The organism is Luteitalea sp. (assembly GCF_044337415.1).
Classification (GTDB): Bacteria; Acidobacteriota; Vicinamibacteria; order Vicinamibacterales; family Vicinamibacteraceae; genus Luteitalea.
In genome coordinates, this window is record NZ_JBIINP010000310.1 from 1 (window position 1) to 3,752 (window position 3,752).

3 protein-coding genes are annotated in these 3,752 nt (G+C 70.1%); all 3 read left to right on the forward strand.

The annotated features are described in order from the left end of the window. Positions 1-723, forward strand: a 723-nt coding sequence (locus ACIRDX_RS21460) for a hypothetical protein (protein WP_396627468.1), incomplete at its 5' end; no start/stop codon positions are given. Beyond that, complete coding sequence (locus tag ACIRDX_RS21465; protein ID WP_396627469.1) at positions 717-2,105, forward strand: glycosyltransferase family 4 protein; 1,389 nt, start codon at positions 717-719, stop codon at positions 2,103-2,105. The genes ACIRDX_RS21460 and ACIRDX_RS21465, both read left to right, overlap by 7 nt. Further along, positions 2,102-3,752, forward strand: a 1,651-nt coding sequence (locus tag ACIRDX_RS21470) for a sulfatase-like hydrolase/transferase (protein WP_396627470.1), incomplete at its 3' end; no start/stop codon positions are given. The genes ACIRDX_RS21465 and ACIRDX_RS21470, both read left to right, overlap by 4 nt.

A 3,752-nucleotide genomic window follows, 5' to 3' on the forward strand; every position in this document is an offset into this window, starting at 1 on the left:
CTGGGGCAGACCGAGACGATGCGGGCGATCCTGCTGAAGATGGGCTGGCGGCAGGTCGTCCCGCTCGAGACTGCCCAGTACCTCGTGAGACCCGAGCGCGTGCTGAAGGGCAAGCTGCCGGCCGGTGCGGCGCTCGGGGCGGGCCTCGGGATGCGCGCGCTTTCCTCACTCAAGCGACTCGGGCAGCCAGCGGTGCCTGCGGTCACGCTGCACGAGGTCGCGCGGTACGACGTCACGCACGACGCGTTGTGGCAGGCCATGGCCGCCGACGTGGGGTGTGCAGTGGTCCGCGATGCCTCGTACCTCACCTGGAAGTACATCGACCAGCCGGGACAGGAGTTCCTCCGGTTCGATGTCCGCCAGGACACACGGTTGCTGGGCACCATGGTGTGGATGATGCGTGAGCCGGACAGCGCCTATCGGTACCGTCGTGCCTTCCTGGTTGATCTCGTCGTGCCACTCGAGCGACAGGATCACCTCGACGCCCTGCTGCAGTCCGGCGTGGCCCGCATGGAGGCGCTTGGCGCCGACGCCGTCATCGCGTTGCACGCCGGGGCCCGTCTCACGCAGGCGCTGAAGCGAGCCGGCTTCACCCTCCGCGAGCCCGGCCGCTTCCTGCTGGTACACGCCGCCGGTCTGCCCGCCGATGACGTGGCCCGGGTGAGCGACCCGCGTCAGTGGCTGCTCACGCAGGGTGATTCGGACATCGACCGCCCATGGTAGACACGCCCTCGTCTCGGCAGGATCTCGCGGCGGCGTCGACCAAGGCGGGGCGCCGCGTCTTGTTGGTGACCGCGCATTTCCCGCCCAACCGACGGGCAGGCACGCATCGCCTCCTCCGGTTCGCCCGGCACCTCGATGCCCTCGGGTGGGAGGTGTCGGTGCTCACGCTCGACCCAGCCTTCTACCGGGATGGTGTGCCGCTCGACCCTGGGCTGCTGGCGCAGGTCCCGGCCTCCGTGCGGGTGACCCGGACCCCGGTCGCCGGACGCAAGGCCGTGGGGGCGACACCCGCACGGCAGCCTGGCGCGTCATCGCCGAAAGCCCCCGGACGATCGGCGTCGCGCTCCAGCTGGACCCGGCCCTTGCGGAAGTTCTGGAACGAACTCACCTCGACCCCGGACCACGAACTGCCGTGGTACTTCACGGCCGTGCCTGCCGGCAAGCAGCTCGTGCGGGAACGTGGCATCGACGTGGTGGTGTCCTCGGCGCCCCCGTTCACGACCCATCTCGTCGCGGCTGCGATCGCGCGGTCGACCGGGCTGCCCTTCGTGGCGGACTTCCGCGACCCCTGGTCACGGGCCCCGTGGGGCGTCGAGTGGCGCAACAGGGGCTGGACCGGCTGGGTCCATCGGACGCTCGAACGTCGAACGGTGCGGCGCGCCACACGGGTGATCCTGAACACGGGCCCGATGTGCGACGACTTCGTGGCCCACTACCCGCGTCAACCGCGTGACAAGTTCCTCACGATCCCGAATGGGTTCGACCGGGACGCGCTCGACAGCGGAGTGAAGCCGGTGTCACGCACGGCCCCGGCTGGCACGCTGGTGCTCTGCCACACGGGCAACCTCTATCAGGCACGTGACCCGCGTCCCCTGCTCCGGGCGCTCGCGGCCGTGCTGCAGGGGGGCACGATTCCCCCGGACGCGTATCGCCTGCAACTGGTGGGTGGTGCCGGCGGTGAGTTCGATGCCGTCGGTGAGGTCGCGCGTCTGGGCCTGACCGAGGCCGTCGAGTTCGTGCCCCCGGTCTCGCACGGCGAGAGCCTCGGCTACCTTCGCGCCGCCGATATCCTGCTGGTCGTGCAACCCGACACCGCGGTGCAGGTGCCGGTGAAGCTCTACGAGTACCTCTGGGCGAGGAAGCCGATCCTCGCGTTGGCCTCGCCCGGGGCGGTGGCCGACCTGATCCGGGACGGGCGTATCGGCCGTGTCGTGCAGGCCGACGATGAGGGCGCCATTCGCGAGGCGCTCACGTCGTTCTATCTGCAGCGCGAGACGCTCGCGCAGGACTTCGTCGCGCCCGACGCCTTCCTGCACGACCTCGAGGGCACGCAATTGAGCCGCCGCCTGCACGAGCTGCTGGCGCGGCTGGTCGACCGATGACGGTGCTCGGTCGGGAGGTGGTGGCCACGTCGGGCGTCTCGACCCTGGCGGTGTCGGCGGTCGATGCCGCATTGCTCGAACTGCGACGCAGCTACTTCACGGGCGGCTTTCTCGCGGTCGACAGTGCGACCACCGGTGGGCAGCGGCTGGGGTTCGCTGCGGTGTCCTTGCTCCTGGACGCGGCGTGCGCCTCCCTGGGTGTCCTGCTCGGGGTCTGGCTGGCCGGCCGTTGGCGCCTCGGCCGGGCCGCGCGAGTGGCCCTGTCGCTCATGCTGGGAGGCGGCCCCCTGCTCGTGGCCAGTGTCATCGAGTACGAGGTGGTCGGGCAGCTGGGCGGCGCCTTCGACTTCGGGCTCATGTTCGACCTGGTCGGGAGGCAGCCCGCCGAGGTGCTGGCTGTGGCGGGAGGGCACCTCCTGGTGCCCGCGCTGGCGATCGTCCTGGGCGTTCTGGCCGTCATCGGCGCGCTGCGTGCCCTGCAGCGATGGTCTCCAGGCGGCGAACTGCGTCGGCCGTCGCGCGCCGCCGTCGCCGGCTGGGTCGTGCTGGCGGGGCTGGCGATGGTCGTGTCGACGATGGGTCGACTGTCCAGTGATGTCCTCGACAACGGGCTGCGGCGGAAGGCATCCGGGCGAGCCGTCGGCAGTGTCGTCGCGGTCCTCAGCGATGTCGATCGCGACGGATACGGCGTGCTGAGCCGACCGGGTGACATGGCGCCGTTCGATGCGACGGTGTTCCCTTACGCAGTCGACATCCCGGGCAACGGCATCGACGAGGATGGCCTGCTCGGTGACCTGCCCACGGCCGACCTCGCGCCGACGCGGCGTGCCCCCGCAGGTATCACGGGCACGCGCCCGGTCGTGCTCGTGATGCTGGAGAGCTTCCGTGCCGACCTGATCGGGGCGCGGGAAGGCGGCCGGGAGATCACGCCGACGCTCAACCGGCTCGCCGCTGGCGGCAGTCACCTGCAGGCCTATTCGCACAACGGCTACACGGTGCAGTCGAGGTACCACCTGTTCACGGGCGCGCTGGTCGGCAAGTCCGGGGACGATACGCTGCTCGACGATTTCCGACGCGCAGGCTACGACACCGCCTATTTTTCCGCGCAGGACGAGTCGTTCGGCGGGGCCGCCTTCGACGTGGGCACCGCGAGGGCGACGCGCTTCTACGATGCGCGCCAGGACCGGGACCGACGGTTCACGCAGTTCGCGACGCCGGGGAGTCTTGGCGTCTCGCATGAGGTGCTGCTGGAGCGCGTGGGGCACTATCTGGCCCAGCGCGACCAGGGACGCCCCCTGTTCCTGTTCGTGAATTTCTACGACACCCATTATCCCTACCATCACCGGGGTATCGAGACCCTGGTGGCCGGAGACGTCCTGACACAGGCCGAGATCGTTCCCGCGCGGGTCGACCAGGTGCGGCGCATGTACCGCAACACGGCGGCCAACGTCGACCGCGCGATCACGCGCCTCCTTGACCTGGTCGGGACCAGGGCCGCTGAGCCTCCGGTGGTCCTGGTTCTCGCCGATCACGGCGAGAGCCTGTTCGAGGAGGGATTCCTCGGCCACGGCTACGCGCTCAACGACCTGCAGACGCGCATCCCCCTGATCGTCCACGGGCTGTCTGCGGGGTGGTGTGAGCCCGTCG